Genomic DNA, 26,106 nt, shown 5'->3' on the forward strand with positions numbered 1-26,106 from the left:
TTACCGACAGGGTTCTCATCGGGCTCTTATCGAGGGCTTATCCCTTCATCACGCGGCGTCCCTAGCTTGCCGCCATGTTCTTCACCTACCTGAGGCGCGAACTGCGCCGCCGCAGAAAGGCGGCGCTCGTCGTCGCCTCCGGCCTCGCCCTGGGCATCGCGCTGGTGATCGTGGTCAGCTCCGTGTCCTCGGGCATGGAGAAGGCCCAGGCCAAGGTGCTCGAATCCCTGTACGGCCTGGGCACGGACATGACCGTCACCAAGGCCGCGGCCGCACCCGGCGAGGGCGGCGGCGAACGCCCCCGGTTCGAGTTCGACGCCCAGGACGACGACTCCGACGAGCAGCAGAGCAGCGACCTCGTCCGGGTCCAGGGCTTCCAGACCCTCGCGAGCTCGACCGTCACCGAGGTCGCTGAGCAGCAGGGCGTCGCGGAGGCCGTCGGCGGTCTCAGCCTCCAGGTCATCAAGGTGGACGGGCAGTTCCGGCAGGGGCAGTTCCAGCAGGACGAGGGGGCCGGGAGCCCGCAGGGCGGACCCGGCGGCGGTCAGAACGGTGGCACCGGGCAGCCGCAGGGGCGGGTCGAGGGCGGCGGCGCCGAGTTCGACGTCGACAACTACTCCGTCTACGGCACCGACGTCACCGAGCCCGCGCTGGGCCCGCTGACCTCCTCGAAGATCACCAGCGGCCGTACGTTCAAGGCGTCCGAGACGAACGCCAAGGTGGTCGTCGCGGACGCGTCGTACGCCAAGGAGAAGGAGCTGAAGGTCGGCGGCAGCGTCACGATCAACGGCGTCGCGTACGAGGTCATCGGGATCGCGACGCCCGACAGCGGGGACGCGGCGGCCAACCTCTACATGCCGCTGAAGCAGGCGCAGACGCTCAGCGACTCCAAGGACAAGGTCACCACGATCTATGTCAGGGCGAGCGACTCGCAGCGGATCGACAGCGTCAAGGCGGCCATCCAGAAGAACATCTCCGGGACGACCGTCACCACCTCCGCCGATCTCGCCGACACGGTCTCCGGATCGCTGTCCACCGCGTCCGACCTCGCCTCCAGCGTCGGCAGATGGCTGTCGATCGCCGTGCTCCTGGCCGCGTTCCTGGTGGCCGGGCTGCTCACCTCGTCGGCCGTGTCCCGGCGGGTGCGGGAGTTCGGCACGCTCAAGGCGCTCGGGTGGAAGTCGGGGCGGGTGACCCGGCAGGTCGTCGGCGAGGCCGTCGTCAACGGACTCGTGGGCGGTGCGCTCGGGATCGCGCTGGGGCTCGGCGGGGCCTACGTGGTGACGGCGATCAGCCCGACGCTCCAGGCGGAGATCGGCGCGACCGGCGGTGGGTTCGGTGGTGGACCCGGCGGTGGCGGTCCCGGTGGCTTCGCCGGCGGTGGCGGTCCCGGTGGGGGACGCCAGGCCGCCGCGAACGCGCTGGAGGTGGCGCTCACGGCACCCGTCAGCGTCACCACGATCGGCGTGGCGGTGGGCCTCGCCGTCGCGGGCGGGCTGACCGCGGGGGCGTTCGGCGGCTGGCGCGCCTCCCGGCTGCGGCCGGCGGACGCGTTGCGGCGCGTGGAGTAGGCGGGCCCGGCGGCCGGACCGTCCACGGCCGTTCGGGCGGGCGGCCGGACCGTCCACGGCCGGATCAGCCACCGACCCTCTTCGGACCGGCCACCGCCTGCCTTCGGATAGCCACCAACCCTCTTATGTCTTCCGGGAGTTGCACATGTACGTACTCAGTGGCGTCACCAAGCGGTACGCGCGCGGCAAGGACACCGTGACCGCGCTCGACGGGGTCGATCTCACCATCGCCGACGGGGACCGGCTGGTCATCCAGGGGCCCACCGGGGGCGGGAAGTCCACCCTGCTCCAGATGCTCGGAGGGCTGGACAAGCCGTCCGACGGGAGCGTCGAGCTCGACGGGACCGACCTGGCGAGACTGTCGGAGGCGAAGCTCACGACCGTGCGCGGCGAGAACATCGGGTTCGTGTTCCAGAGCTTCAACCTGATCCCGACGCTGACCGCGCAGGAGAACGTCGAGACGGCTCTCGTGCCGCTCGGGGTGAAGGCGAAGGAGCGGCGGGAACGGGCCGCCGAGGCGCTGGAGTCGGTGGGTCTGGGCGAGCGGCTGGGGCACCTCCCGGCCGAGCTGTCCGGTGGTCAGCAGCAGCGCGTCGCGATCGCCCGCGCGCTGGTGAAGCGGCCGAAGGTACTGCTCGCGGACGAACCCACCGGCAACCTCGACGAGTCCACGCGCGACGAGATCATGGAGGTCCTGCAGACGCTGTGGAAGGAGCACGGGCTCACTTTCATCATGGTCACCCACGACTCCGTCCTGGCGAGGAAGGCCCCCCGGGTCGCGACGATCCGCAAGGGGCGGATCACAGTGAAGGAGAACGCCGAGGCGTGACGGGGGGCGCGTGCGAGTCGCGCATGCCCATGCTTCGCCGCTGTGCGCCCAGCCGCGAGTCATGTGGCGAGAGTTGACCCCCGGTCATACTGCGTGGACCGGGGGGAATTGACGCGTATGTGTGCGGACGGTCCCCCTACCGGACCAACCGGGTCAACCGGACCAGCGGGCTCAAGGGGGAGACTTGCGCAGACATACGAAGCGCGCGCGTACGGCCGTGACCGCCATGGCGTCGGCCGTGGTGGTCACGGCGGGGACGACTCTGGGGACGACGGCGGGCCTGACCGGCCAGGCGTCCGCGATATCCGAGCGCGCCGACGGCGTGACCCTGGCCGCCCCCGACGCCCGGGGGGCGCGGATCGGGGCGAGCCACCGCATCACCCTCGTCACCGGTGACCGCGTGCTCGTCGACGCCGAGGGCCGGGTGCTCGGCCTGGAGCGGGCGAAAGGCCGTGAGGGCGTGCCGGTGCAGCTGCGCACGGCCGGCGGCCACACCTATGTGCTGCCGGCCGACGCCGCCCGGCTCATCGCCACCGGAAGGGTCGACGAACGGCTCTTCGACGTCACCGTGCTGAACCGTTCGACGACCCGCGCCTCCCAGAAGCAGGGCCTCAAACTGATCGTCGGCTACACGGGAACCGCCGCCGGCGCCCGCGCCGACGTACGGGAAGCCGGTGACACCGAGGTCCGGCGCACCCTGAAGACCCTGAACGCCGACGCGGTGCTCACCCCGAAGGGCGACGCCGCCGCGCTGTGGAAGGCGGTCACCGACACCGACGGCACCACCGCCACCGGGGTCGCGCACCTCTGGCTGGACGGCGTTCGCAAGGTCAGCCTCGACACGTCGGTCTCCCGGATCGGCGCCCCCAAGGCCTGGAAGGCGGGCTACGACGGCAAGGGCGTCACCATCGCGGTCCTGGACACCGGCGTCGACGCCACCCACCCCGACCTCAAGGGCCAGGTCACGGCCGCCAAGAACTTCTCCACCTCGCCCGACACCACCGACAAGTACGGTCACGGCACGCACGTCGCCTCCATCGCGGCGGGCACCGGGGCGAAGTCCAAGGGCAGGTACAAGGGCGTCGCGCCGGGCGCGAAGCTGCTCAACGGCAAGGTGCTGAGCGACGAGGGCTACGGGGACGACTCGTCCATCATCGCGGGCATGGAGTGGGCCGCCGCGCAGGGCGCCGACGTGGTCAACCTCAGCCTGGGCGGCGGCGACACCCCCGAGGTCGACCCGATGGAGGCGGAGATCAACAAGCTCTCCGCCGAGAAGGGCATCCTCTTCGCGGTCGCCGCCGGCAACGAGGGCGACGCGGCGCGGACGGTCGGCTCGCCGGGCAGCGCCGCCGCCGCGCTCACCGTGGGCGCCGTCGACGACAAGGACAGGATCGCCCCGTTCTCCAGCCGGGGCCCCGGCATGGACGGACAGATCAAGCCCGACGTGACCGCTCCCGGTGTCGCCATCACCGCCGCCGCGGCCCCGGGCAGCGTCATCGAGGAGGAGGTCGGCCAGAAACCCGCCGGGTACTTGACGATCTCCGGCACGTCGATGGCCACCCCGCATGTCGCGGGTACCGCCGCCCTCCTCAAGCAGCGGCACCCGGACTGGACGTACGCCGAACTGAAGGCCGTCCTCGTCGCGTCCGCCAAGGGCGGCCCGTACACGCCGTTCGAGCAGGGCTCGGGCCGGATCCGCGTCGACCGGGCGATCAAGCAGCGGGTGGTCGCCGACCCGGTCTCCGTCGACTTCGGCGTCCAGGAGTGGCCGCACACCGATGACAAGCCGGTCACCAGGAAGCTCACCTACGACAACCTCGGCACCAAGGCCGTCACGCTCAACCTCTCGATCGCCGGCACCGCCCCGAACGGCAAGCCCGCCCCGGCCGGCTTCTTCCGGCTCGGCGCGAAGAAGGTCACCGTCCCGGCGCGAGGCAGGGCCTCCGTGAAGGTCACCGTCGACACCCGGCTCGGCGGCGGACTCGACGGGGCCTACTCGGGGTACGTCGTCGCCGAGGGCGGCGGCCAGGGCGTACGCACGGCGGTGGCCGTGCAGCGCGAGGAGGAGTCGTACGACGTCACGCTGAAGATGATCGACCGGGACGGCGGGCCCGCCGAGCACCACATGCTCGACCTGACCGGGATCTCCGGGCTCGCCGAGGGCACGTGGTTCACGCCGTACGACAAGGACGGCACGGTCGAGCTGCGGGTGCCGGAGGGGACGTACGTCTTCAACGCCGGGATCGTCGTGGACCCGAAGGACTACGGCAAGGGAGCGGCCTGGCTCTCCCGGCCGACCCTCACCGTCGACCGGACGACCTCCCTCACGCTGGACGCCCGCAAGACGAAACCCGTGGACATCACCGTGCCCGACACCGCCGCCGAACCAGTCTTCGCGGCACCCGAGTTCACCCTGCTGGTCGGCGACAGCGGGTACACCTTCGGATGGCTGCTCGACACGTACGAGGGGTTCCGGACCGCGCATCTCGGTCCGCAGATCACGGGCGGCCGGCTCAGTCAGAACTGGGTGGGCCAGTGGACCGAGGGCGACACCGAGCAGTACGCCGTCGCCACCGGAGGCAAGGTCACGAAGCTGGCCACCGGCTTCACCAAGCGCTGGAAGAAGAGCGAACTGTCCACCGTGCGGACCGGCCTGGGCTCCTCCGCCGCGGGGAGGACCGGCGCCGTCATCCCCTGGGCCTGGCTCCCCGACAGCCCCGCCTCACCCGCCGTCGGCGTGCCGGGGCCCCTGCCCGGCACCCGCACGCTGCACCTGTCCGCCGTGCGCGGAGTGAAGTGGAGCCTCGACTTCGAGCAGTACGGCGCCGAGGACGAACAGGGCTTCCCGCTGCTCGACGCGTACTACACGACCGGCGACAGTCAGACCTTCGAGGCGGGAAAAACGTACGCCCGGACCTTCAACGTCGGGGTCTTCGGCCCGAAGATCGCCGGGTTCTACGGCATCCGCCGCGACGGGAACACGGTGTACGGCCTGCTGCCGATGTTCGCCGACGGGCGCGGACACGCCGGGGCCTCCTTCTACGAGAAGGTCACGACCTTCCTCCACCGCGACGGGGAGAAGCTCGCCTCCAGCGAGGACGCGCTGGACGGGTCCGGGCAGTTCAAGGTGCCGGCGGGCCTCGCCACCTACCGTCTGACGACGTCCATCTCCCGCTCCGCCGAGCTGGCCCGGGCCGCCTCCCGGATCGACGCGAGCTGGACCTTCACCTCGCAGAAGACCGCGAGCGACACGAAACTCCCGGTCTCGACCGTCCGTTTCGGCGCCCCGTTCCTGGGGCTCGACAGCACCGCCCCGGCCGGCAGCGAGGGCACCGTCCGCGTCACCGTGCAGGGTGCGGCCCGGGGCCAAAACCTCAAGTCGCTGACCGTGTACGTGTCCGGCGACGGCAAGAAGTGGACCAAGGTCGCCCTGAAGAACAGCAGGTTCACCCAGAGGACCCCGGCGGCGGGCGACAGCGTCTCCCTGCGAGCCGTCGTGACCGACAGGAAGGGGAACAGGTCGACGGTGACGATCCACGACGCGTACTTCGGCAGGTGAGACCCGGCAGGTGAGATCCGCAGGTGACGGACGCGTCGCCCGTCGGCTACGGCGTCGCCGTCGACGCCCGGTTCGCGTCCGTGCCCCAGCTGGCCAGGAGACGCAGGGCGTCGGCGGAGGGCGAGCCCGGCTCGGCGTGGTAGGTGATCAGGCTCTGCTCGTGGTCGTCGGGGAGCTTGAACGTCTCGAAGGAGAGGGTGAGTTCACCGACCAGGGGGTGGTGCATGCGCTTCACCCCGTGGCTCTTCTCCTTCACGTCGTGCGCCGCCCACAGCCGCCGGAACTCCTCGCTCTTCACCGACAACTCGCCCACCAGCGCCGACAGCAGCGGATCGTCCGGATGGCAGCCCGCGTCCATCCGCAGATAGCTGACGATGTCGGCCGCCTTCTGATCCCAGTCGACGTACAGATCCCGGTAGTCGGGCCGCAGGAACACCATCCGCGCCCAGTTCCGTTCCTGCGGCGGCAGCGCCGACCAGTCCCCGAAGACCGCCGCCGCCATCCGGTTCCACACCAGGATGTCCGAGCGCCGGCCCGTGACGTACGCCGGAACGCCGTCGAGGGTGTCGATCAGCTGCCGCAGGGCGCCCCGCACCTGCTGCGGCCGGGCCGAGCGCTTCTTCTTGTGCGCCTTCGGCTTCGCGAGATGCGTGAGGTGGGCGTGCTCCGCGTCGTTCAGCCGGAGGGCGCGCGCGATGGCGTCGAGCACCTCCGCCGACACATTGCGCCCGTTGCCCTGCTCCAGCCGCGTGTAGTACGCCACCGACACCCCGGCGAGCTGCGCCAGCTCCTCCCGGCGCAGCCCGGGAACCCGGCGGTGCCGCCCGAAGGTGGGCAGGCCCACGTCCTCCGGCTGCAGCCGGGCCCGCCGGGTGCGCAGGAACTCGCTGAGCTCGGCGCGCCGGTCCAGCGCCCCGGCGGCCTGACCGGCCTGGGGCTCCCGCGGGGTTTCGGGCTGTTCGTCCATACGGCAAGTATTCACGGTCGTACGACCACGGGGGCCGGTGAGCCTGACCCCGCCAGTGGTAGGACCGGCGGACGTACGCAAAGCCGTGACCTGGGTGAATCCTGTGACTTCGGGCAGGCTGGTATCCGCAGCCGGCCGGAAGGCAGCCGGATGCGGGACGACGATCAGGAGAACCACGGCATGACCACCACTGTTGCCGCCTACGCGGCGCCCGCCGCCAAGGCTCCGCTGGAGCGCACCACGATCGAGCGCCGCGAGGTCGGTGAGTTCGACGTACTGATCGACATCAAGTACGCCGGTATCTGCCACTCGGACATCCACCAGGCCCGTGAGGGCTGGGGCGAGGCGATCTTCCCGATGGTCCCCGGCCACGAGATCGCCGGCGTCGTCGAGGCCGTCGGCTCCGGCGTCACCAAGTTCGCCGTCGGTGACAAGGTCGGCGTCGGCTGCATGGTCGACTCCTGCCGCGAGTGCGAGAACTGCCAGGCGGGCCTGGAGCAGTACTGCCTCAAGGGCAACGTCGGCACGTACAACGCCATCGGCAAGGACGGCGAGCCCACCTACGGCGGCTACGCGGAGAAGATCGTCGTCGACGAGGCCTTCACCCTGCGCATCCCCGACGGCATCGCGCTCGACGAGGCCGCGCCCCTGCTGTGCGCCGGCATCACCACGTACTCCCCGCTCAAGCACTGGAACGCCGGCCCCGGCAAGAAGGTCGCCGTCGTCGGTCTCGGCGGCCTCGGCCACATGGGCGTCAAGCTCGCGCACGCGCTGGGCGCCGAGGTGACCGTGCTCTCGCAGTCCCTCAAGAAGCGCGAGGACGGCCTGAAGCTGGGCGCCGACCACTACTACGCGACCAGCGACGAGGCGACGTTCAAGGAGCTGGCGGGCACCTTCGACCTGATCGTGTCGACGGTCTCGGCGCCCCTGAACCTGGACGCCTACCTCTCCCTGCTGAAGACCGACGGCGCCTTCGTGAACGTCGGCGCGCCCGAGGAGCCCGTCGCCCTCAACCTCTTCTCCGTCATCGCCGGCCGCAAGACCCTCGCGGGCTCCGGCATCGGCGGCATCCCGGAGACCCAGGAGATGCTGGACTTCTGCGCCGAGCACGGCATCGGTGCCGAGATCGAGCTGATCCGCGCGGACCAGATCAACGAGGCGTACGAGCGGGTGCTGGCGAGCGACGTGCGCTACCGCTTCGTGATCGACACGTCGACGATCTGAGCACGTCGGTCGGGCGGGGCGGTCGCGTCGTGTCCGGCCGCGGGTGAGCGGGGGCCGGTCGCGCGGTTCCCCGCGCCCATCGAGCGGCACGGGGCTGCGCCCCGTGCCGCTTGCCCCCTGCCTGGGGCGGCCGGACGATGGAGGAGCGGGGGAGGCACAGGCGGCCGCGACGCGATCACCACCCGGGGGGCCTACGAGGTGTGAGCGACATGCCCCTGCAGAAGACCCGTCCGGGCACCGTCCACCGGCTGCGCCCGGACATCAGCGTTCTCGCCGACAGTCTGGAGGTGCCGGGGATCGGGCACATCCCGGTGAACGCGTTCGTCCTCCTGTCCGCCCAGCCGGTCGTGGTCGACACCGGCCTGAGCCTGCCCGACCGGAACTTCGTCGAGACGCTCGCCTCCGTGCTGGACCCGGAGGACGTGCGCTGGATCTGGCTCACCCACCCCGACCGCGACCACACCGGCGGCCTCTTCGACCTGCTCGCGGCGGCGCTCGACGCACGGGTCGTGACGACCTTCGTCGGCGCGGGGATCCTCTCCTGCGAACGCCCGCTGCCGCTCGACCGCTGCTATCTCCTGAACCCCGGCGAGACGATGGACATCGGCGACCGCACCCTCACCGGTTTCCGCCCGCCCCTGTTCGACAACCCCGCGACCGTCGGCTTCTTCGACGACCTCTCCGGAGTCTGCTTCAGCTCCGACTGCTTCGGCGCGCCGCTCGCCACCGCCGACCTCGCCCAGGCCGGCGACGTCCGGGACGTGGCCGTCGACGATCTGCGCACCGCTCAGCTGCTCTGGGCCACGGTGGACAGCCCCTGGGTCAGGACGGTCGACATGGACAAGTACCTCGCGACGTTCCAGCCGCTGAAGGACCGCAAGCCCGACCTCGTCCTCTCCACCCACCTGCCCCCGGCGGCCGGCATCACCGGCTCCCTCCTCGACACCCTCACCACGGCTCCGGACGCCCCGCCCTTCACGGGCCCGGACCAGGCGGCCCTGGAACGGATGCTGGCCGAGTTCGAACCGAAGGGCGGCGGCCACGGCCCCTGAGGGCCGCGCGGTTCTCCCCGTGCCGCACGACAGGACCGGCACGGAATCGCCCGGAGTCCTCGCGCGTTGAGGACGATGGGTATCGGAGGGCGGCGGTGTGCGAGACGGTTACGCCGAGTCACCGAGCTGACTGTATGGGAGGGTCGCGATGACCGCGCAGACGCAGAGGGCCGTACTGGCGGGCGGATGTTTCTGGGGAATGCAGGATCTGATCCGCCGGCTCCCGGGCGTGACGGCGACCCGGGTGGGATACACCGGGGGTGACGTGCCGAACGCCACGTACCGGAACCACGGCACGCACGCGGAGGCCATCGAGATCCTCTTCGACCCCGAGAGGACCGACTTCCGCGCGCTCCTGGAGTTCTTCTTCCAGATCCACGACCCGAGCACCAGGAACCGCCAGGGCAACGACATCGGCCTCAGCTACCGCTCGGCGATCTACTACGTGGACGACGAGCAGAAGCGGATCGCCGAGGACACGATCGCGGACGTGGACGCCTCCGGCCTGTGGCCGGGCAAGGTCGTCACCGAGGTGGAGCCGGTCGGGCCCTTCTGGGAGGCCGAGCCCGAGCACCAGGACTACCTGGAGCGTTACCCCGACGGCTACACCTGCCACTTCCCGCGCCCGGGATGGCGGCTCCCGGCCCGTACGGAGGGCTGACCGCGAGAGTCCGCCCGTGCGCGAGGTCTGACCGCGACTGCCCGGCGGGAGGAGCGGAGGCTCCGCCGCCGGGCCGTGCCGAGCCCTCGCGGCTCCGGGTCCCGGGCCCTGGGCCCGGAGCCGTCCGCTCAGTCCGTCGAGGACGCCGCCGCCACGACTGCGGCCGATCCGTTCCGGATCCGGCAGTAGTACGCGGCCATCGCCTCGCCGTCGCCCTGGTAGCGCCACGGCAGCGCGTTGACGTACCCGTCGACCAGCTTGAACTGTTCGAGCGCGGCGTCGTCGCGGTCCTGGAGGGCGAGGTAGTACGCCAGCAGGTGCCGGAGTTCCGGGAGGCGGGGGTGGGTCGGGTCGGCCGCGGCGGCGTCCGCGAGACCCGCGTCCACGCGGCCGATCATCTTCGGGGTCCGGTCCGCCTCCGCGTCGTCCGACGTGTCGTGCTCGAAGTGCGCGATCAGCGGCAGGACGGTCAGCAGGCCGCCCAGCGGCGCGTTCGCCGCCGCCCGCTCGGCGAACTCCGTCGCCAGCTTCTCCGAGCCCCGCCACTTCGCGCACCAGTACTGCAGTGCCGAGAAGTGGGCCTCGTAGTGGTGCGGCGCCCGGGCGGTGATCTCCGTCCAGAGCCGGTCCATCTCGGCGTGCGGATAGCCGAGCCCGAGCGCGACCCAGATCTCGGTGATGAACGGCGTGGGGTCGTCGGGGTTGAGCGCCGCCGCCCTGCCGATCTCCTCGCGGGAACGTTCCAGCATCCGGTGGAAGCCGCCGAACTGCTCACTGGTCGTGTACTTGGCCCGTTTCCCGCCGCGCAGGTCCCAGGCCAGGATGACCGTGCTGCGGGCCCGGACGACGGCGGCGTCCGGATCGTCGGGACGGTCCGCCTCCCAGGCGAGCAGCCAGTCGTCCTCCTTGGCCGCGATCTCCGCCAGCAGATACGCGGCGGCGGACCGGCGCTCCCAGTCCCGGCCGGTGTCGTGCATCAGCTTGGCGGCCGCCTTCCAGTCGCCGCCGCGCACGGCCGCGAGTGCGGATTCCACCCCTGTCGGAAGCGGGCCCGCGTACTCGGTGTTCTGCCGCTCGGCCGGCAGCAGCCCCATCGATTCCGCGACGTCCGGGTCGACGTCGCCGCTGGGGCGGAAGAACTCCTTGAGGAACACCCCGGCGATCCAGAGCCCGAAGAGCAGGGTCGGCACCGCCAGGACGGCCAGTATCCACAGCAGTACGGTCATCGCGGTGCGTCCGTTTCTCGGGCGGCGGGGCCCTGGGGGGTGGGCAGCAGTGTGCGCAGCGGGCGGGTGTCGGGGTGGTCGGCGACGGCCGCGTCGATCGCCGCGCCGAGGTCGGTCTCGGTGCCGTCCGGGGCGGGCGCCAGCCGTGCCGCGGCCGGTTCCGACCAGGAGAACTCCCAGCTCAGCCGGGAGTGGGCGCTCAGCTCGGCGAGCACCATGCCCTGCAGCGCGTCGGCCAGCGCGGGCCGCACGAACTCACGGAAGGCCCGGCCCTGCGCCTCGGCCGCCTGGTCGGACAGGGGCAGCCGCCGCGCCAGCTGCCACAGCTGGCCGTCGTCGATCACCTTGAGCAGCGCCGCCAGCGTCGGGTGATCCTTGGTGTACATGGCGAGCGCCCGGTGCAGCGGGGTGTCGAGGGAGGCGAAGTTCGCGACCATCGAACCGTCGAGCAGCTCCTGCCAGTCGCCGGTGCGCCGGAACCGCAGCACGTCCTCGGTGAGGACCGCGTCCTCCAGCGCCGCGAGGGTCCGGTCCGGGTCGGCGAGCAGGCCGAGCGCCGTGCCCCGGCCCTCGTCCGCGCGCCCGTCGGCGGGCAGCGCCTCGATCCGCTCGACCCGATCGGCGATGGGCGGATGCGAGTCGTACGGCGAGGCCGGCTCGGTCGGCAGGTCGGTGCGCAGGCCGACCAGTTCGAGCTGGCGGGCGGAGAGCATGCGCCCGTAGCCGCCGAAGAACTCGCCGCGCGGCGGCATCAGCCGGGCCTCGGCGCCGAGCGTGGCGTAGCTGTTCATGTAGAAGCCGAACGCCGCGTCAAGGGCCGGGATTTCGCGCAGCGCCGACGCGGTGGCGTCCCGGCCGGCGACGCGGACGGACGCGAGGTCGGCGGCGTACTCCTGGCGGCGGGAACCGGCGAGCGTGGCGCGCATGTACAGCTTGGCGTAGCCGATGTAGATCTTCGCCATCGCGCGGTACGTGAGGCCCGCGTGCCCGGTGTCGATCTCCCGGGTCTTCTTCCCCTTGGCCGCGGCCTTGGCGTTCTTCTTCTCCTGCCGGGCCCGCTCATGTCCGGCGGTCTTGTCGGCCCGCTCCTCGAAGTGCCGGACGGTGCGCAGCACCTGGGCGCGGCCGCGCACGGTGAGGGCGGCGAGCCGGGTGTCGGAGTTCGAGTAGTGGCCCAGCTCATGGGCGAGGACCGCGCGCAGTTGCGCCTCGGTCAGGCCCTGGAGCAGGGGGACGCCGAGGTAGAGGCGGCGCGGGCCGGGCAGCAGGCCGAGCAGCCGTGCGTCCTCGGCGACGGCGGCGTTGACGTCGGCCGTCAGGACGATCCGGGAGGGCGCCCGGGTGCCGACCTGGTCGGCCAACTCCCTTACGGTGCGCCACAGTTCGGGCTCGTCGGCGTCCGTCACCGGCAGGCCGGGCAGTTCCTCGCCCTTCGGCGTCCGCAGCATGAACAGGCCGCGGACCAGCGGGATCGCGAGCAGTACGGAGACCACGTACAGCTTGGCGGCGACGCCGGACGGAGCGTGCAGGTAGAGCAGGTAGTCGGCGCCGGCGAGCGCCGCGAGCAGGATCACGCCGAGCAGATAGAAGCCGGCGAGCAGCACGAGGGCGCGCAGTGCGCGCAGGGTCGCGCCCATTGGGCAGGTTTCCCCCCACGGAAAGATCGCGAACGATCATGAATACGGTGAAAACGGTCGGTCTGGGACGTGTCCATGACCAAAGGTGTGAGGGGCGGAGTATTTCGCACGGGTGTGCGGGGTCGCAAGGGCTTACCGGGGGCGCGCCGGACGTCCCCGGGGGCCGCCGTGCGGATCAGGGGGACCGTGCGGATCAGGGGGTCAGTGCGGAAGCGTCGCCGGGCTGCCGCCGTTCGCCTCGTACCCCGCGACTGCCAGCGCCCGGTATATCGCGTAGTCCGCCGCCGGGTCGGAGGTGAGGGTCCAGGGGAGGGCGCCCACGTGGCCGTCGACGTGGACGAGCTGGTTCATCGCCTCGGACCAGCGCTCGGAGCGGACCAGGAAGAGGATCAGCAGATGGCGGACATGGGCCAGCATCGGGTCGTCGGGGCGCGCGGCGTGCACCGCGAACAGGGCACCGTGGATCGCCTTGGTCACGACCTCGCTCTCGTAGAACCCCTGCACCAGGTTCACCTCGGGCAGGTGCTCGAAGACCGCGAAGAGCGGCATGGCCGCGAGGAGCGAACCCTGCGGCGCGCGGGCCGCGGCCGCCTCCGCGAACGAGTACGCCAGCTCCCGCGAACCGTGCCACTTCTCGCACCAGTAGTGCAGGGCCGCGAGATGGGCGCCCATGTGCGCCGGCGCCCGGTCCAGGATCTTCAGCCAGAGCTGCTCGAACTCCGCACGGGGGTACGCCAGCCCGCGCGCCACGGACAGCTCGATGATGTACGGGATCGGGTCACCGGGGGCCAGCAGCGCCGCGTCGCCACACGCCGACCTGGCCTCCTCCATGATGATCCGGAAGTCGTCTGTGCCCGGCGTCGACGTCCGCCACGCCTGCTGCACCAGGAACTCCGCGTGCACCGCCGCGCCGCCCGCGTCCTTCGGGGCCTCCGCGCGCCACACCCGCAGCCACTGCCCGCCCGGCGTCTCGCCCACCCCGCCGGGCCGCTGCGTCAGCTCCAGCGCCGCGGCGCCCGCGAACGCCTGCACCCGCTGCCATCTGACCTCGCCGTCCGCCTCCGTACCGGTCAGCAGCTGCTTCGCCGCCCGGTAGTCCTGGGAACGCTGCACCACGTCCAGCACGTCCAGCAGATCCTGGTCGGGCCCCGGCATCCGCACGTCCAGCAGTTCCTGGCGCATGAACCCGTAGTCCGCCGGGTCCGCCGCGTCCGGATGCCCCGCCTCGACCTGCTGAATACCGGCCCTCCGCCGCGCCACGATCGGCCACATCACGAACCCGATCATGAGCATCGCCATCAGGACCCAGAGAATCTCCATGCCACAAGGGTTCCAGACGCCGCCGACAATTGCGCAACCCGGTCGGCGTCCTGTGGATAACTCCGCTGCCCGTGGCCCGGCCAGGACCGGCAGGAGCTTCTGTCATCGACCGTTCACAGGCCCCCCGGGCCGTTGGGCACCCAACACCCGGCGCACCGCTTAGGCTCGATACCCATGAGCGACACCCACCACAGCCAACACTTCGAGACCCTCGCGATCCACGCCGGCAACACCGCGGATCCCCTCACCGGCGCCGTCGTCCCGCCGATCTACCAGGTCTCGACCTTCAAGCAGGACGGCGTAGGCGGCCTGCGCGGCGGCTACGAGTACAGCCGCAGCGCCAACCCCACGCGCACCGCGCTGGAGGAGAACCTCGCCGCCCTGGAGGGCGGGCGCCGCGGCCTCGCCTTCGCGTCCGGGCTGGCCGCCGAGGACTGCCTGCTGCGTACGCTGCTCAGCCCCGGCGACCACGTGGTCATCCCCAACGACGCGTACGGCGGCACGTTCCGTCTCTTCGCGAAGGTCGTCTCCCGGTGGGGCGTGGACTGGTCGGTGGCCGACACCTCCGACCCCGCGGCCGTCCGCGCCGCCATCACCCCCAAGACGAAGGTCCTCTGGGTGGAGACCCCCTCCAACCCGCTGCTCGGGATCACCGACATCCCGGCCGTCGCCCAGGTCGCCCGTGAGGCAGGCGTGAAGCTGGTCGTCGACAACACCTTCGCCACCCCCTACCTCCAGCAGCCGCTCGCCCTCGGCGCGGACGTCGTCGTGCACTCGCTCACCAAGTACATGGGCGGCCACTCCGACGTCGTCGGCGGTGCCCTGATCGTCGGCGACCAGGAGCTGGGCGAGGAACTGGCGTACCACCAGAACGCGATGGGCGCGGTCGCCGGGCCCTTCGACTCCTGGCTGGTGCTGCGCGGCACCAAGACGCTCGCCGTCCGCATGGACCGGCACAGCGAGAACGCCACCAAGGTCGCCGACATGCTGACCCACCACCCGCGCGTGGCCGGCGTCTACTACCCCGGCCTGCCCGAGCACCCCGGTCACGAGGTCGCCGCCAAGCAGATGAAGGCGTTCGGCGGCATGGTGTCGTTCCGGGTCACCGGCGGCGAGGAGGCGGCCCTGGAGGTCTGCGAGCGCGCCAAGGTGTTCACCCTCGGCGAGTCCCTCGGCGGCGTGGAGTCCCTGATCGAGCACCCGGGGCGCATGACGCACGCCTCGGTGGCCGGTTCGGCTCTGGAGGTGCCCGCCGACCTCGTCCGCCTCTCCGTGGGCATCGAGAACGTCGACGACCTCCTGGAGGACCTCCAGCAGGCCCTCGGCTAGACACTCCGGCCCGGGACCGGTCCCGGGCCGCGGGCGCTCACCAGTCCGTCACCGGTGGGGTCGTCGTCGACGGCGGCTCCACCCAGGGGTGGGTCGTCAGCGCCCACACGAAGAACGCGACCACGGCGGCCGTCAGCACCAGCCACAGCAGACGGCGGGCCACCGTCCGGCGCCGCAGCATGCGCCCGCCGCGCCGCATCGCCGCCGCGCACAGGTCGGGCGGCACCTGGGCCGGCCGGCGCTCCAGGATCTGCCGTACGGCCGTCTCGCGTTCCCGCAGGCTCATGACGGCGCCACCTCCACCACCTTCTTGGCGCGGACCTCGCGCGGGGGATGCAGCACGGTCGCCATCGCGCGCAGACAGATCGTCCGCACCCGCTCGACGGGCAGCCCGAGGAGAGCCGCCGTCTGTTCCTCGGCGACGCCCTCGTAGAGGCGCAGGACGAGGATCAGCCGCTCCTGGGGGCTGAGCACGCTCAGGGCGCCCACGCGCGCGTGGCGGAAGAACGTGTGGTGGTGCCAGGCCGCCCGGGCGAAACGGACCGCCAGCTGCTGGCGGGTCCGGTCGTAGGGGTCCTCACCGCGCAGCCGGTCCCAGGTGGCGTACGTGTGGGCGAGGGCGTGCGTCAGCAGCCGCCGCGCGCGCGGGTTGTCGTCCGGCGCCTCCGCCGTGAACAGGGTGGCGGTCTGCAACAGCCGCCCCGCCGCACCCGCGACGAACGCCTCGAACTCCCGGGCCCGGCGGGCGCCTTGGGCCCCATGTCGATCTCGCACCACGCCTCCCGCCTGAGGCCGGCCCTGAGGGGAACAGGGCCCGATCTCATATGAGGCCAGGAGCGGGGGCGCGGTCAAGGGTCAGGAGGGCGACGGCTCAGGAGGGCGACGGCTTGAGAGGGCGACGGCGCGGTCAAGACGGCGACGGTGCCTCCGGCGCCGCCGCCATGCGGGTGGAGAGCGCCGTGTTGAAACGGGTGAGGAGGGAGCAGAACGCCTCGCGCTCCTCGGGGGCCCAGTCCTGGGTGAGTTCGGCCATCAGCTGGCGCCTGGAGGAACGTACCTCCTCAAGGCGGGCGAGCCCACGGGGCGACAGCTGGAGCACCACCGCCCGGCCGTCCTCCGGGTGCGAGGTGCGCTTGACGAGTCCGGTGTCCACGAGCGGCGCCACCTGACGGGTGACCGTCGAGGAGTCGATCCCCATGCTCGCCGCGAGCGCCTTGACGCCCATCGGACCTTCGTTGTCGAGGCGGTTGAGCAGCAGGTACGCGGCACGGTCCATGGAGTTGCGCACCTGCCCGACGCCGCCGAGCCGGGTCTGTTCGGCACGGCGTGCGAACACCGCGACCTCGTGCTGCAGCGTGTCGAGAAGACCGGTGTCACCGACGGTCGTCATGTCCATCGACATTTCAGGTGTTGTGGGCATGGCCAAAGGCTCAATTCATGCGTGGGGCGCTGGGTTGGGGGACAGAGTACGCGGACCGGGCGCGGGGTGTACCGGCGCCGCTGAAACCCGTCCCGCGCCTTGGTCACACCCGCGTTCCACCGCTGTGAACTGCGAGACTGGTGGTCATGAGCTACAGCACGGCTGACTCCTTTCCGGTGGTGACGCTCGACGACGTGCGAGGCGCCCAGAAGATGCTTACCGGTGTCTCACGTGTCACCGCGATGGAGGGCAGCAGGCATCTGTCGCAGCTCGTCGGCGCGCCGGTGCACCTCAAGTGCGAGAACCTCCAGCGGACGGGCTCGTTCAAACTGCGCGGCGCATACGTCCGGATCGCGGGGCTGCTGCCCGAGGAGCGCGCCGCCGGAGTCGTCGCCGCGAGCGCCGGCAACCACGCCCAGGGCGTCGCCCTCGCCTCCTCCCTGCTCGGGGTCGGCTCCACGGTCTTCATGCCGAAGGGCGCCCCGCTGCCGAAGGTCAGCGCGACCGAGGAGTACGGCGCCGAGGTGCGGCTGCACGGCACGGTGGTCGACGAGACGCTGGCGGCGGCCCAGGAGTACGCGGCCGAGACGGGCGCGGTGTTCATCCACCCGTTCGACCACCCCGACATCATCGCCGGTCAGGGCACGGTCGGCCTGGAGATCCTGGAGCAGTGCCCGGAGGTGCGCACGATCGTCGTCGGGGTCGGCGGCGGAGGGCTCGCGGCGGGCATCGCGGTCGCCGTGAAGGCGCTGCGGCCGGACGTGCGCGTCATCGGTGTGCAGGCGGAGGGCGCCGCCGCGTATCCGGTGTCGCTGGCCGCCGGACGGCCGGTCGCGGTCGAGAACCCGGCGACGATGGCCGACGGCATCAAGGTCGGACGGCCCGGCGACGTGCCGTTCGGGATCGTCGCCGACCTGGTGGACGAGGTCCGCACGGTCTCGGAGTACGACCTCTCCAGCGCCCTGCTGCTCTGCCTGGAGCGGGCCAAACTGGTCGTGGAACCGGCCGGCGCCAGCCCCGTCGCGGCCCTGCTGCGCGACCCGAAGGCCTTCGAGGGACCGGTCGTCGCGGTGCTCTCCGGCGGCAACGTCGACCCGCTGCTGATGCAGCGCATCCTGCGGCACGGCATGGCCGCCGGTGGCCGCTACCTGCAGGTACGCCTCCGCCTCACCGACCGCCCCGGTGCCCTCGCGACACTTCTGGGTGTGTTGTCAGTGGTCGACGCTAATGTCCTGGACGTGAGCCACGTACGGACCGACCCCCGGCTCGGGCTCACGGAGGTGGAGGTCGAACTGCACCTGGAGACGAGGGGCCCGAAGCACTGCGCCGAGGTCAACCACGCCCTGCGCGAGGCGGGTTACACCGTCATCGACTGAGGGCGGCGCCGCTTCGACCGTCACTCGTCACCCGTTCGGGTAAGTGCATTGAGAGACGCGATACATCGCGTTATGGTGTGTCTCGTGCTCGCTGAACCGCTGTGAAATAACCCCATAGACGTGGAGACCTCACATGCCAGGCGCCATCCATGCCGAAGGTCTGGTGAAGACCTTCGGTGACGTAAGAGCCCTCGACGGTGTCGATCTCGACGTCCCCGAGGGCACCGTTCTGGGTCTGCTCGGGCCGAACGGCGCGGGCAAGACGACCACCGTCCGCTGCCTCACCACCCTGCTGCGGCCCGACAGCGGCAGGGCCGTGGTCGCCGGCATCGACGTGCTGAAGGACCCCGACGCCGTACGGCGCTCGGTCGGCCTCTCCGGCCAGTTCGCCGCGGTCGACGAGTATCTGACAGGCCGTGAGAACCTGCAGATGGTCGGCCAGCTCTACCAGATGCGGGCCAAGGACGCGAAGGTCCGCGCGGGCGAACTGCTGGAGCAGTTCCACCTCGCCGACGCCGCCGACCGCCCCGCCAAGACGTACTCCGGCGGAATGCGCCGCCGACTCGACCTGGCCGCCGCGCTGGTGGTCTCGCCGCCGGTGATGTTCATGGACGAGCCGACCACCGGACTCGATCCACGTAACCGGCAGCAGCTGTGGGACGTGATCAAGCAGCTTGTCTCCGGCGGGACGACCCTGCTGCTCACCACCCAGTACCTGGAGGAGGCCGACCACCTCGCGCACGACATCGCCGTCGTCGACCACGGCCGCGTCATCGCCCGCGGCACCTCCGACCAGCTCAAGGCCCGCACCGGCGGCGAGCGCGTCGAGGTCGTCGTGCACGAGCGCGAGCGCATCCCGGACGCCGCCGAGGTGCTGACCGGCTTCGGCAAGGGCGGGACCACCGTCGAGGAGCACACGCGCAAGCTCACCGTGCCCGTCACCGGCGGCGCCAAGCTCCTCGCCGAGGTCATCCGCGAACTGGACACCAGAGGGATCGAGATCGACGACATCGGCCTGCGCCGCCCCACCCTGGACGACGTGTTCCTCTCCCTGACGGGACACCTCGCCGAGGTGAAGGACGAGGCCGAGACCGAGGCCGGGGCCGAGAGGCTCGGGGAGGCGACCGACGCGAAGGGGCGCGGCCGCAGGAAGGAGGGGTCCAGGTGAGTGCCGTCACCGGAACCGCACGCGTCGCACCGTCCGGCAACCCGTTCACCCGGTCCGTCCGGGACTCACTGGTCGTCGCCAAGCGCAATCTGATCCGGATGTCCCGCATCCCGGAAATGGTCATCTTCGGGCTCATCCAGCCCATCATGTTCGTGGTGCTGTTCACCTATGTCTTCGGTGGCTCCATGAACATCGGCGGGACCACCGACCCCGACGTCTACACCGAGTTCCTGATGGCCGGCATCTTCGCGCAGACCGTCACCTTCGCGACCGCCGGCGCCGGAGCGGGCATCGCCGACGACATGCACAAGGGGCTCATCGACCGCTTCCGCTCGCTGCCCATGGCGCGCGGCGCCGTGCTCACCGGGCGGACCCTCGCGGACCTCGTCCAGACGGCACTCACCCTCGCCGTGCTGGCCGTGGTCGCCCTCCTCGTCGGCTGGCGCACCCACACCAACGTCGGCGAGGTGCTCGCCGCCTTCGGCCTGCTGCTCCTGCTCGGATACGCGTTCACCTGGGTCGGCGCACTGATCGGGCTCTCCGTGCGCACCCCCGAGGCGGCCACCTCCGGCGGACTGATCTGGCTCTTCCCGGTCACCTTCATCTCGAACGCGTTCGTGGACTCCAGCAGGATGACGCCCTGGCTCCAGCACGTCGCCGACTGGAATCCGTTCAGTGCCACCGTCCAGGCCTGCCGCGAGCTCTTCGGCAACCCGGGGGTGTCGCCGTCGGACGCCTGGCCCATGCAGCACCCGGTGTGGGCCTCGCTGATCTACTCGGTCCTCATCATCGTCATATTCCGCACCCTGTCGGTGCGGAAGTACCGCTCGGCGTCGGCATGAGCGGCGGCCGTCCCCACGCATGACCGGGCCCCCGGCACCGAAGGGGCGCCGGGGGCCATGGGTCAGGTGAGGGACGTGCGATCAGCTCTGGTAGGGCACGGCCTTGAGGATCTTCACCGAGGCGAACTTGCCGTTCGGCAGCTCGTACTGGGCGTCCTGGCCGACCTTCTTGCCGATCACGCCCGAGCCGAGGGGGGACTGCGGCGAGTAGGTCTCGATGTCGGAGCTGGCGTACTCCCGGGAGGCGAGCAGGAAGGTCACGGTGTCGTCCTCGTCGCCGTCGAAGGCGATCGTCACGACCATGCCGGGAGCCACCGCGCCGTCCGCCGACGCCGGCGCCTCGCCGACCTTCGCGTTCTCCAGGAGCTGGGTCAGCTGGCGCACACGGAGCTCCTGCTTGCCCTGCTCTTCCTTGGCCGCGTGGTACCCGCCGTTCTCGCGCAGGTCGCCCTCCTCGCGCGCGGCCGCGATCTTGGCGGCGATCTCCGTGCGCGCAGGACCAGACAGGTACTCCAGCTCGGCCCTGAGCTGGTTGTACGCCTCCTGGGTCAGCCAGGTGACGTTCTCGCTGGTCTGGGTCACAGGTGCTCCTCGTAGGTACTGGGAATACAAAGCATCGCCCTACCCAGAAGAATGTTCCTTCACGAGTGGGCGAAACCACGAGCCTAACAATTCGGCGGCGGAAGGGGGAGGACATAAACCACAAGCATTACGTCGACGCAGGTCAGGGTGGCGCTCAGTCGGCGTGGCAGCCGAGCAGCTCGGCGGTGGTGCCGCGCGTGGTCGTCTTCAGGGTGACGACCTCGTCGATGTCGGTGGTGGCGGCGTCGAAGCGGAAGTCCGCGCGGCCCACCTCGGCGCCGTCCGCGGACTGGGAGCGCACCGTGCAGTAGGCCTCGACGCCGGCGTCCTTGTCGCCCCTGAGGTGCACCTTCACCGAGTTCGCCGAGGTATCGAAGGTGTAGATCTCGACGCTGATCTTGTTGCCGGCCACGTAGTGGAAGGCGAACCAGCCGATGAGGACGAGGAGGGCCGCGCCGAGGACGCTGCCGATGACCTTGAGCTTGCGGTCGGAGCGCTCGTCCGGGGAGCGGCCGTAGCGACCCTCGGGAAGCCGCGTGCTCGCCGTCGTCATGGTCACCCTCTCCGATCCGGCCTGATCCGGGATCCGGTCCGATCCGGCTGATCTCCGGACCGGGAATATCCCGCCCCCCGATGCCGTCACTATAGAAGCCCCCGCCCAGCGCCTGACGGCCGCCCCACACGGGTGTCCGAGGGGGACGGCAGTATGGACTCACCGGATCGCGCCGGGCCGAGTCACCGTAGTTCAGGCCGGGCGCCGAGTGACGAGGGAATGAGTCTTGACTGACCAGCTGCGACTGATGGCCGTGCACGCGCACCCCGACGACGAGTCGAGCAAGGGTGCGGCCACCATGGCGAAGTATGTGTCCGAGGGGGTGGACGTGCTGGTCGTGACCTGCACGGGCGGTGAGCGCGGCTCCATCCTCAATCCGAAACTGCAGGGCGACAAGTACATCGAGGAGCACATTCACGAGGTGCGCAAGAAGGAGATGGACGAGGCCCGGGAGATCCTCGGCGTCAGCCAGGAGTGGCTCGGCTTCGTCGACTCCGGCCTTCCCGAGGGAGACCCGCTGCCGCCTCTCCCCGACGGCTGCTTCGCCCTGGAGGACGTCGACAAGGCGGCCGGCGAGCTGGTCCGGAAGATCCGCGCGTTCCGTCCCCAGGTGATCACCACCTACGACGAGAACGGCGGGTACCCGCACCCCGACCACATCATGACCCACAAGATCTCGATGGTGGCGTTCGAGGGCGCGGCGGACACCGAGCAGTACCCGGAGGCCGAGTACGGCCCGGCGTACCAGCCGCAGAAGCTCTACTACAACCAGGGCTTCAACCGCCCGCGCACCGAGGCGCTGCACAACGCCCTGCTGGAGCGCGGTCTGGAGTCCCCCTACGGCGAGTGGCTCAAGCGGTGGGACGAGTCCGACCACAAGGACCGCACCCTCACCACGCATGTGCCCTGCGCCGAGTTCTTCGAGATCCGTGACAAGGCTCTCATCGCCCACGCCACGCAGATCGACCCCGACGGCGGCTGGTTCCGGGTCCCGATGGAGATCCAGAAGGAGGTCTGGCCGACCGAGGAGTACGAGCTCGCGAAGTCCCTCGTGGACACCTCGCTCCCGGAGGACGACCTCTTTGCGGGCATCCGCTAGCCCTGGGGGACAATGCCAGGCATGAGCGTAAGCCTGGCAGTCACACACCTCATCCCCCTCGCCAAGGAGGTGGACGAGGACAAGGTCACCCCCGGCGTCCTCGGTTTCATCGTCTTCGCGGTGATGGCCCTGGCCGTCTGGGGCCTGATGAAGTCCATGAACAAGCACATGGGCAAGGTCGACTTCACGGAGTCGCCGGACCCGAAGGCCTCCGTCGAGGAGACGGCGACGGACGCGGCCGGGAAGAAGACGACCCCCGCCAAGGGCTGACCGCCGACACGGCGGTTCGACCGATCGCCGAGGTGACGGCTCGACGGGCCGGCCGCGTGGCACCGCCGAGGTGCCGCGCGGCCGCGCCCTGTCGTCGTGGGGCGACGGGGCATCGAGCCCTCGCTCACCCGTGCCCGCTCGACACCGGCACCCCCATCACCTCCCGCGCGTGGCGGTTGGGGACCATGCCGAGGGTCCAGGCTCGCCAGCCGCTCTCCAGGTTGACGCCGCGCTCCAGGAGGAGCTGGTAGGCCTCGATGTACTCGGTGAGTTTCTCGTCACGCAGGGGGTGGTCCGTGCGGGAGAGGTGGGCCAGGTCCTCCTGGGCGACGGCCGTGCCGATCTCGACGCCGCCGGGAGCCGCGTAGGGCAGCAGGGTGCACTTGAGGAAGCGGGCCCAGTCCTCGCCGCGGCGGTCGCCGTAGGAGGCGAAGAGGCGGGTGGCCTCCTCGCAGAGGGCCAGTGCCTGGGGGAGGCGGGTGTTGCCCGCGTCCACGACCGCCAGTTCCAGGCAGGTCCAGGCCTCCCCGTGGGCGACGCCGATGCGCTGGAAGTCGGCGCGGGCGTCGACGAGGAGCTGGCGGGCGAAGCCGGAGTTGCGCAGCGAGCCCGTCTGCACGGCGCGCTGGTCGCGGGTGACACGGGCGGAGTGGTGGCGGGCGCAGGCCAGGCCGTAGACGTCCCGCATCCGGGAGAACATCGTGCGGGAGCGTTCCAGCTCGCGGACCGCCTGGTCGAGGTTGCCGGTCTCCTCCAGCGCCTGGCCCAGGTAGTAGCCGGACCAGGCCTCGCCGCGGGCGTCCTCGTTGTCGCGGTGCCGGGAGAGGGCCTGGCGCAGACCGTCGACGGCGGCCGAGGGGTCGCCGGCGACGAGGCGGGCGCGGGCCAGCTGCGTCATCGACCAGGCCTCGCCGCGCGGGTCGCGGGTGCGGCCGAACAGGTCGAGCGCGGTGCGCAGTTCGGTCTCCGCGCGGGGTATCTCGCCCATGCGCAGCATCAGTTGGCCCAGCTGGTAGTAGGCCCAGCCCTCGCCGTGCAGGGACTCCTGCTGGCGGTGCAGGACCAGTGCGCGGGTCAGCAGGTCCAGGGAGTCCGCCAGGTGGGAGCGATCGCGTTCCACCGCCGCCAGGGCGTGCATCGTCCACGCGCGGTCCGCCGCCAGTTCGGGGGGCGACTGCATCTGCAGGGCCTCCAGGAGCTTCTCCGCCGCCTCGGTCAGATTGCCCTGGTGGTGGAGGGTGATGCCGAGGGAGCACAGGGCACGGGCGGCGCCCGCGTCGTGGTTGGTCTCCATGTACAGGTTGACCACCGACGCCAGCGTCGTCCGGGACTTGTCCAGCTCGCCCAGCTGACGGGCCGCGATACCCGTACGCCACTGCACGGAGCGGGTCAGCAGACCCTGCCCCACCGACTGGGCCAGCTCGTTGAGTTCGCCGAGGCGGTAGAGGTCGCCGCGCAGCAGGCAGTAGTCGCACAGGGCGCCCAGCAGACTGAGCACGGCTGCCTCGTTCACGCCCTCCGCGTGCCGGAGCGTGGAGGTGATGAAGCTGGTCTCGTCGTCCAGCCAGCGCAGCGCCTCCTCCAGCGACACGAAGCCGTGCTGGCCGAAGCGGTCCGAGCGGGTCGACATGTTGCCGTCGACGAGGCGCAGGACGGAGTCGGCCAGGTCCGCGTACGTGACGATGAGGCGTTCCTGCGCGGCCGTGCGCTCGCTCGGCTCCTCCTCGTCGAGGAGGCGGGCCTGGGCGAAGGCGCGGACCAGGTCGTGCAGGCGGTAGCGGTTGCCGTGGACGTGGTCGATCAGGCCCGCGCGGGCGAGCGCGGTGAGATGACGGGTCGCCTCCGTCTCGTCGGTGGCGAGGAGCGAGGCGGCCGCCGCCGCGCCCAGTGACGCCCGCCCCGCGAGAGCCAGTCGGCGCAGCAGCCGGCGGGAGGGCTCCGACTGGTCGGTGTAGCGGAGCCACAGGGCCCTCTCGATCGGCTCGACCGGGCCGTACGCGCCCAGGTCCGTGGCCAGCCGGTCGGGCGTGCGCGGCCCGAGGGACGAGCCGGCGATGCGCAGGGCGAGGGGCAGTCCGCCGCACAAGTGCCGGATACGGGCGACGGACTCCGTGTCGTACGAGCCGGAGCGCGCTCCGGAGGAGGGCCCTGCGGCTCCCGTGGCCGCGCCCGCGCCGACTCCCGTCGAGAGCACCGCACCGTCCTGGGCCGCCGTGCTCAGCAGTTCGTGCGTGCCGTCGCCGTCGAGCGCCTCGACGGGGAGCTGGTGGACCCAGGCGGGCAGGTCGGCGGGGAGGGCGAGCGGCGAGCGGGCGGTGACCAGGACGAGGCTGTCGGAGCGCTCGGGGACGAGGGTGCGGACCTGCTCGGGGTCGGAGGCGTCGTCGAGGACGATCGTCACCGGCAGGGCGGTCAGATGCTGGTGGTACAGCTCGCTGAGCCGTTTGACCTGCTGGTCCTGGGAGGTCCGCTCACGGAAGAGCAGCTGGTCGCGGGGTGCGCCGAGACGATTCAGCAGATGCATCAGCGCGTCCCGGGTCGACAGCGGCGGCTCCTCCGGGCTGTCGGCGCGCAGATCGACGACACAGGCGCCCCGGAAGTAGTCCCGCAGTTCATGGGCGGCGCGGACGGCGAGAGCGGTGCGGCCGGAGCCGGACGGGCCGTGCAGCACGACGACGGTCGGCCGGGTCTCGGTCTCCGCGCGGGCCGCCTGCACCCACTGGCGGATCTTCCCCATCTCCGTCCGTCGTCCGGCGAACCGGTCGTCGGCCTCCGGGAGTTGGGCGAACGACTGCTCCAGTACGTTGCGCCGCCGGGCCGCCGCGCTCTTGTCGGCGCCGCGCAGCTGGGGTGCCTTCTTCTTCGCCGTCGCCGTCGACGCGGCGAGGACCCGCTGCTGGTCCAGGAACGGGCGGATCCCGCGCACCTCCAGTGCCGTGAGCCACTGCAACCGCAGTTGCTCGGGGCCGCCGGGCTGGCTCAGGGCGCCCGCGTGGTGGTGGGCGGCGGGGAGGTGCGAGGCGGTGACCTTCAGGACGGTGGCCACGGCGCTCGCGATGCCGACGATCACCCCCGTGCTCACGGCGGTGCCGGGGGCGACGCCGAAGGAGAGGTCGGCGACGACCGCCGTGCCGGCGGCGACGGCCGCGACCAGCAGGGGAGTTCCGGAGCCCTCCTTGGCGTAGCGCTGGCGGAAGGTGGGGCGGCCGGCCTCGGACTCGTCCAGTGCGCGGGTGTATGTCTCGTACTCCTCGGCCGCGTTCTGCGCCATCGCGTCCAGCGAGGCGCGGGCGCGCCCGAGCAGGACGACTCCGTCGGTACGGCCGCCCGACCTGCGGACCTCCTCCTCGACCGCCCGGACCAACAGCCGTTCGGCCTCCCCCCGGTGGCTGTCCCGCATCACACGTCCCCCTATCGCCGA

The 26,106-nt window shown here is 71.3% G+C and carries 22 protein-coding genes; 12 read left to right on the forward strand and 10 right to left on the reverse strand.

Features of this window, described 5'->3' with window-relative positions; all coding sequences use genetic code 11:
* Positions 1 to 74 precede the first annotated feature (74 nt).
* The 3 genes from L3078_RS29355 to L3078_RS29365 all read left to right on the forward strand — a co-directional run bounded on the left by L3078_RS29355 (position 75) and on the right by L3078_RS29365 (position 5,959).
* Positions 75 to 1,571: an ABC transporter permease gene (locus tag L3078_RS29355; RefSeq protein WP_239756915.1), complete on the forward strand. Its 1,497-nt coding sequence runs from the start codon at positions 75 to 77 to the stop codon at positions 1,569 to 1,571.
* Positions 1,572 to 1,716: 145 nt separating this feature from the next.
* Positions 1,717 to 2,400, forward strand: a complete 684-nt coding sequence (locus L3078_RS29360) for an ABC transporter ATP-binding protein (RefSeq protein ID WP_239756916.1) — start codon at positions 1,717 to 1,719, stop codon at positions 2,398 to 2,400.
* Positions 2,401 to 2,626: 226 nt separating this feature from the next.
* The gene (locus tag L3078_RS29365) at positions 2,627 to 5,959 is read left to right on the forward strand and encodes a S8 family peptidase (protein WP_239760510.1); all 3,333 of its coding nucleotides are present in this window, start codon (positions 2,627 to 2,629) and stop codon (positions 5,957 to 5,959) included.
* Positions 5,960 to 6,005: 46 nt separating this feature from the next.
* Here the strand turns inward: L3078_RS29365 and L3078_RS29370 are convergent, their stop codons facing one another.
* Positions 6,006 to 6,926: a helix-turn-helix transcriptional regulator gene (locus L3078_RS29370; protein WP_239756917.1), complete on the reverse strand. Its 921-nt coding sequence runs from the start codon at positions 6,924 to 6,926 to the stop codon at positions 6,006 to 6,008.
* Positions 6,927 to 7,106: 180 nt separating this feature from the next.
* Here L3078_RS29370 and L3078_RS29375 point away from each other — a divergent pair, with 180 nt between their 5' ends.
* From L3078_RS29375 to msrA, 3 genes are all read left to right on the forward strand, one after another.
* Positions 7,107 to 8,150 carry an NAD(P)-dependent alcohol dehydrogenase gene (locus L3078_RS29375; protein ID WP_239756918.1) on the forward strand — a complete coding sequence of 348 codons (1,044 nt, stop codon included), beginning with the start codon at positions 7,107 to 7,109 and terminating at the stop codon, positions 8,148 to 8,150.
* A gap of 209 nt (positions 8,151 to 8,359) precedes the next feature.
* A complete protein-coding gene (locus tag L3078_RS29380) occupies positions 8,360 to 9,202 on the forward strand; it encodes an MBL fold metallo-hydrolase (protein WP_239756919.1) in 843 nt (280 codons plus the stop codon).
* Between the two features lie 148 nt (positions 9,203 to 9,350).
* On the forward strand, positions 9,351 to 9,863 hold the full coding sequence (msrA, locus tag L3078_RS29385; protein WP_239756920.1) for a peptide-methionine (S)-S-oxide reductase MsrA: 513 nt from the start codon (positions 9,351 to 9,353) through the stop codon (positions 9,861 to 9,863).
* Between the two features lie 128 nt (positions 9,864 to 9,991).
* Here the strand turns inward: msrA and L3078_RS29390 are convergent, their stop codons facing one another.
* The 3 genes from L3078_RS29390 to L3078_RS29400 form a co-directional block, all read right to left on the reverse strand.
* Positions 9,992 to 11,089, reverse strand: a complete 1,098-nt coding sequence (locus L3078_RS29390) for a hypothetical protein (protein WP_239756921.1) — start codon at positions 11,087 to 11,089, stop codon at positions 9,992 to 9,994.
* A complete protein-coding gene (locus L3078_RS29395) occupies positions 11,086 to 12,726 on the reverse strand; it encodes a M48 family metalloprotease (protein ID WP_239756922.1) in 1,641 nt (546 codons plus the stop codon). Before L3078_RS29395 ends, L3078_RS29390 begins: the two co-directional genes overlap by 4 nt.
* Before the next feature lie 201 nt (positions 12,727 to 12,927).
* The gene (locus L3078_RS29400) at positions 12,928 to 14,046 is read right to left on the reverse strand and encodes a hypothetical protein (protein WP_239756923.1); all 1,119 of its coding nucleotides are present in this window, start codon (positions 14,044 to 14,046) and stop codon (positions 12,928 to 12,930) included.
* A gap of 174 nt (positions 14,047 to 14,220) precedes the next feature.
* Here L3078_RS29400 and L3078_RS29405 point away from each other — a divergent pair, with 174 nt between their 5' ends.
* Positions 14,221 to 15,375, forward strand: coding sequence for a cystathionine gamma-synthase (locus L3078_RS29405; RefSeq protein ID WP_239756924.1), 1,155 nt, complete (start codon positions 14,221 to 14,223; stop codon positions 15,373 to 15,375).
* A gap of 37 nt (positions 15,376 to 15,412) precedes the next feature.
* Here L3078_RS29405 and L3078_RS29410 read toward each other — a convergent pair whose 3' ends face one another.
* The 3 genes from L3078_RS29410 to L3078_RS29420 form a co-directional block, all read right to left on the reverse strand.
* The gene (locus tag L3078_RS29410; RefSeq protein ID WP_239756925.1) at positions 15,413 to 15,661 is read right to left on the reverse strand and encodes a hypothetical protein; all 249 of its coding nucleotides are present in this window, start codon (positions 15,659 to 15,661) and stop codon (positions 15,413 to 15,415) included.
* Complete coding sequence (locus L3078_RS29415; RefSeq protein ID WP_239756926.1) at positions 15,658 to 16,149, reverse strand: sigma factor-like helix-turn-helix DNA-binding protein; 492 nt, start codon at positions 16,147 to 16,149, stop codon at positions 15,658 to 15,660. The genes L3078_RS29410 and L3078_RS29415 overlap by 4 nt, the downstream gene beginning before the upstream one ends.
* A gap of 133 nt (positions 16,150 to 16,282) precedes the next feature.
* On the reverse strand, positions 16,283 to 16,777 hold the full coding sequence (locus tag L3078_RS29420; RefSeq protein WP_184906451.1) for a MarR family winged helix-turn-helix transcriptional regulator: 495 nt from the start codon (positions 16,775 to 16,777) through the stop codon (positions 16,283 to 16,285).
* 164 nt (positions 16,778 to 16,941) lie between these two features.
* Between L3078_RS29420 and ilvA the strand changes: the two genes are divergently transcribed.
* From ilvA to L3078_RS29435, 3 genes are all read left to right on the forward strand, one after another.
* Positions 16,942 to 18,171: a threonine ammonia-lyase gene (gene ilvA, locus L3078_RS29425; protein ID WP_239756927.1), complete on the forward strand. Its 1,230-nt coding sequence runs from the start codon at positions 16,942 to 16,944 to the stop codon at positions 18,169 to 18,171.
* A 133-nt stretch (positions 18,172 to 18,304) separates the two neighbouring features.
* Positions 18,305 to 19,339, forward strand: a complete 1,035-nt coding sequence (locus L3078_RS29430; RefSeq protein ID WP_239756928.1) for an ATP-binding cassette domain-containing protein — start codon at positions 18,305 to 18,307, stop codon at positions 19,337 to 19,339.
* Positions 19,336 to 20,181: an ABC transporter permease gene (locus tag L3078_RS29435; RefSeq protein WP_239756929.1), complete on the forward strand. Its 846-nt coding sequence runs from the start codon at positions 19,336 to 19,338 to the stop codon at positions 20,179 to 20,181. Before L3078_RS29430 ends, L3078_RS29435 begins: the two co-directional genes overlap by 4 nt.
* Positions 20,182 to 20,262: 81 nt before the next feature.
* Here the strand turns inward: L3078_RS29435 and greA are convergent, their stop codons facing one another.
* Together greA and L3078_RS29445 are read right to left on the reverse strand one after the other, a co-directional pair.
* On the reverse strand, positions 20,263 to 20,763 hold the full coding sequence (gene greA, locus L3078_RS29440; RefSeq protein ID WP_033528003.1) for a transcription elongation factor GreA: 501 nt from the start codon (positions 20,761 to 20,763) through the stop codon (positions 20,263 to 20,265).
* A gap of 154 nt (positions 20,764 to 20,917) precedes the next feature.
* The gene (locus L3078_RS29445; protein WP_239756930.1) at positions 20,918 to 21,316 is read right to left on the reverse strand and encodes a DUF4307 domain-containing protein; all 399 of its coding nucleotides are present in this window, start codon (positions 21,314 to 21,316) and stop codon (positions 20,918 to 20,920) included.
* A 247-nt stretch (positions 21,317 to 21,563) separates the two neighbouring features.
* On the opposite strand from L3078_RS29445, the gene mca reads away from it, so the two are divergent.
* Together mca and L3078_RS29455 are read left to right on the forward strand one after the other, a co-directional pair.
* Positions 21,564 to 22,415 (forward strand): mycothiol conjugate amidase Mca, encoded by an 852-nt coding sequence (mca, locus tag L3078_RS29450; protein ID WP_239760511.1) that lies wholly within the window; start codon positions 21,564 to 21,566, stop codon positions 22,413 to 22,415.
* Positions 22,416 to 22,436: 21 nt separating this feature from the next.
* Complete coding sequence (locus L3078_RS29455) at positions 22,437 to 22,685, forward strand: hypothetical protein (protein ID WP_239756931.1); 249 nt, start codon at positions 22,437 to 22,439, stop codon at positions 22,683 to 22,685.
* Between the two features lie 124 nt (positions 22,686 to 22,809).
* On the opposite strand, the gene L3078_RS29460 is transcribed toward L3078_RS29455, so the two are convergent.
* A complete protein-coding gene (locus L3078_RS29460) occupies positions 22,810 to 26,085 on the reverse strand; it encodes an ATP-binding protein (protein ID WP_239756932.1) in 3,276 nt (1,091 codons plus the stop codon).
* Positions 26,086 to 26,106: the final 21 nt, after the last annotated feature.

The organism is Streptomyces deccanensis, from assembly GCF_022385335.1.
Taxonomy (GTDB): domain Bacteria; phylum Actinomycetota; class Actinomycetes; order Streptomycetales; family Streptomycetaceae; genus Streptomyces; species Streptomyces deccanensis.